Here is a 3,622-nt window from a genome sequence, read left to right as displayed (position 1 = left end):
CTGCTTAAGGCTAGATTTCACTAGGAAACTTTTCGCATCTTTATATCTTTCCTAAGTATTTGCACCAGAACCTGTGAAACTGTTTGTTAAGAAAATCTTAAGAAGCTCCCCCACTTTTTATTAAGAAATGCTCTTTATACTTGGAAATGTGTTAAAGGTCATTCTTATTTAAACGTGAACTACTCGCCACTTAGCAAAGCTTGAAGTGGGAGCTTCTCAGTTCCACGACGAAAGTAACCTTTCGTCTCCCTGAGCGTTACTTCGGGGTGTTCCACCCCTAGATGTCCAACGCTTGGACGCTCTTTTGGTACGGTTGATATTTTACACAGGAACCGAATGGCTTGGTTTTCGCACTCTATTTTCTTCCTGCAACCTCATATATCAAGTTATCAAAGAACTTCATATAGCTAGTTTATCAAAAGTTTTTGGCGATTCCCAACCGATATTCACCTCCCACCTACCGTTGGGCTACGCCCTTCACACGCTTGAGGAAGGAGAATTCTTTCGGGGAATTCGTTAAAAAATGAATAAAATCACACTTAATCATATAAGAAAAAGAAAGGTGGAAATGAAAGATGAAAAAAGCATTGATTGCAGTTTCAGGATTAGTTGTTGTAGGAGGTGGATTATTAACTTATGCAGGAGGAGATATAGTAGATAGATTTAATCCGTTAGTGAAAGAAAAAGATGTGTATGTCCTTACAAAAGGGGAAGCACAACCACATGGAGCGTAGCTAAATGTCACAATGAAAAGGTAAAGGAAAACATAATATTCATAAACAACTAGCACTACAGGTTAATTATATTTGTTATTTTATACCTTTGCATTTTTATATATTTTATTTTTTAATTAAATTCAAACATATATTGTTATTGTATGGAGGTATTATATGAATTTTATCAATTCTACATTAGGAAGTTTAAGTATTATTAGTATAATAATAATTTTATTCGTTCCTATTTTGTTGAATTTAGGTTATTTTGTTTTGTATAAACGAATATATAAAGGGAAATATTCATTTGAAAAAAAACAAATTGTTTTGATTACACTATTGATAGGATATTACCTTATTGTATTAGCTGGAACTTTATTTGGTCGTGAAAATATTATTCGGCCTGAAGGGATAATTAATTTTGATATTTTACGTGGATATAGAGTTGCTTGGAATAATTTTTCACTTGTTTCTTTTCAAGATATTATTATAAATATTGCTTTACTTTTTCCAGTAGGATTTTTGTTACCCTTAATTAGTAATTTCTTTAAAAAAGCAGGGGCAGTATTATCAGTCGTATTTAGTACAAGTTTTTTTATTGAAATAATTCAATTTGTAACAGGTATTGGACGTATAGATATATCCGATGTATTACATAACACCTTAGGAGGTATGCTTGGATATTGTATAAGTAATTTATTGATTGTTTTTTTAGATAAACAATCAGTACCATTTAAACAAATTGTTAAATATATATCTTTACCAGTGATAGTTTGTTTATTAACATTGGGAATTACTATTTCTTACAAAATGCAAGAATTTGGTAATTTACCTATTAACCCAGAAACTAAAATGGATATGTCTGATATTACTATGAAAACAACTATATCATTAGATGCAGATTCTAAAAAAATGCCTGTTTATAAATTTAAGAAAAATTCTTCAGAACAAATAAAGATTAAAGATATAGAAATTATTTCTTCAAAAGAAGCATTCCAAAAATTAAAACGTGGAGAATTTTTACCTCTAGAATCTTTAAAAAAAGGAGATATAATAACTATTACAAAATGTACATTATCATCTTATTCAGATACAAAAGATTTCCAACAGCCTGTATATCAATTTGAAGGAATAATAAATGGTAAACAAGAGGCTTTATACTATATTGCTGCAAAAAAATAAAAGTGTAAATTATTCTAATACAAAAAAGAGTATTCCTATCTAAAAAAGTAGGGATACTTTTTTTTGTAGAACTTTTCCATAGATTTTTTATATAGGGTTAAGTTTTAAAAAAAAGGAAAGGATCCAAGTATCACTGAGAACTTTTATTTTGGATTTTAAAAGGTCTTATTTCGTTTTAAGTCAAAAAATATGGGTAATTATGTTGTGATTATTAGAAGATAATTTAAAGCGTCTGTCAACGGTACCGGACCGAAGGGAGGATAAGGAGTTAATCAGATTCACTATTTTTAAGACCCTCTTGTTGTGTCAAAACGGTTTGTTATTTAAAGGTGAATCTGGTGTAGAAGGTAATAATGCTAGAGCATCTGTAATCTTTGTAAATCCTCACATTATTTATGCAGGAGATAAAGATAATGTAAATGAAGCTTTAAAACTTATGTTTTATAAAGCTATGAAAATACCAATATTAAAAGATTTACCTAATAAGTTATTTTAAAAATTAAGTCGTAGTTGTTTAATTTGACAACTACGACTTTTTATTTATATTTGTTTTTTGTGTGTGTTATTTTGAACACAGACAAAAAACCTAAAAAACCTTGATATAACAATGTTTTTTACACTTTTAAAAGTATGTCTCTTCTCATTCTCTATATAAGGGCTTTTCTCCATACAAGGAACGGAGAGTATTTTTTGAGAATCCCACTCGAAAAATCTTCCACCTTACTCCTTGCATTCCGAAATTCGGCGGGGGTTGGTATATCGCCAAGCCGAACAGACCAAAAACGAGGACTTAGGTTGCTCGACTTGGATTAGCAATTGTACCAGCCGAACCGCCAATTTTTCCGTTCAAGATATTCTTCTTTTTCCATATTGAATCAACGCTATGTGGGGGTTCGCCCCACACGACAAGCCAGCACTCACACCCAAAAACAAAGGATAGCCCAATCATAAAACTCACATAATCTCTAGATATAATCCATATTAACTACAGATTTTTGTTTTATGTTTAATATAATTTCAAACAAGGAGGTAGTAAAAAATGTTTAAAACATTATTAGCAGGAACACTTTTAAGTACAGGGTTATTAACTGGTGGTATAGCAGGTGAAGTACCAGATAAAAAAGAAGAAACATCTATCAAAGATAAAGTACAATATGCTATTCAAGATAAAGATAAAGATGGAAATATAACGTATAAAGAAATTGACGAAAGTGAACTTCCAAAAGATGTACAAGTACAATCAACAGAGGGTGTAGAAACAGATAAAAAAGAAGAGACATCTATCACAGATAAAGTACAATTTATTATTGAAGATAAAGATAAAGATGGAAATATAACGTATAAAGAAATTGATGAAAGTGAACTTCCAAAAGATGTACAAGTAATACGATCAACAGAGGATTTAATCAACAAAGGATTTAAAGAAAAAAAATAGCAAACTTAATTAAGAAAGCGAAATTTCGAGAGTTAGAATGACTGTGTTTGGAGTATAATTTAGAAAACATTGGTTTGATTTTTTTGATGAGAGTAACATATTGTTACTCTTTTTAATTTTGCTTATGAATAAATATTCTGGTTCTGGTGCGAAAACTTCAAAATAATTGCAGGTAATCTCTAAATCTTGGACATACTGATACTATTACTCTAAAAAAGGGGCGTGATCAGTATGGAAAAGCGAAATTTATTCAAGTGGAAACATTATCATCATGATATTATTTTGCAAACAG

Annotated in this window: 3 protein-coding genes and 1 pseudogene; all 4 read left to right on the top strand. The window is 30.3% G+C overall.

Features of this window, described 5'->3' with window-relative positions:
* Nucleotides 1–575: 575 nt before the first annotated feature.
* The gene (locus BAQ49_RS32745; protein WP_016097120.1) at nucleotides 576–734 is read left to right on the top strand and encodes a hypothetical protein; all 159 of its coding nucleotides are present in this window, start codon (nucleotides 576–578) and stop codon (nucleotides 732–734) included.
* Between the two features lie 156 nt (nucleotides 735–890).
* Nucleotides 891–1,895, top strand: coding sequence for a VanZ family protein (locus tag BAQ49_RS03835; protein ID WP_071744257.1), 1,005 nt, complete (start codon nucleotides 891–893; stop codon nucleotides 1,893–1,895).
* 301 nt (nucleotides 1,896–2,196) lie between these two features.
* A pseudogene (locus tag BAQ49_RS03830) lies at nucleotides 2,197–2,391 on the top strand (hypothetical protein); the annotation flags it as partial.
* A 543-nt stretch (nucleotides 2,392–2,934) separates the two neighbouring features.
* Complete coding sequence (locus tag BAQ49_RS03825; RefSeq protein WP_071744255.1) at nucleotides 2,935–3,330, top strand: hypothetical protein; 396 nt, start codon at nucleotides 2,935–2,937, stop codon at nucleotides 3,328–3,330.
* The last annotated feature ends 292 nt before the right edge of the window (nucleotides 3,331–3,622 follow it).

Source organism: Bacillus proteolyticus, from assembly GCF_001884065.1.
Classification (GTDB): domain Bacteria; phylum Bacillota; class Bacilli; order Bacillales; family Bacillaceae_G; genus Bacillus_A; species Bacillus_A proteolyticus.
Note: the sequence above shows the minus strand (reverse complement) of the source record. Positions and strands in the feature narration are given on the sequence as shown.

Coding starts and splice junctions, on each gene's coding strand:
- BAQ49_RS03825 (WP_071744255.1), top strand. CDS start 2,935: ATGTTTAAAACATTATTAGCAGGAACACTTTTAAGTACAGGGTTATTA.
- BAQ49_RS32745 (WP_016097120.1), top strand. CDS start 576: ATGAAAAAAGCATTGATTGCAGTTTCAGGATTAGTTGTTGTAGGAGGT.
- BAQ49_RS03835 (WP_071744257.1), top strand. CDS start 891: ATGAATTTTATCAATTCTACATTAGGAAGTTTAAGTATTATTAGTATA.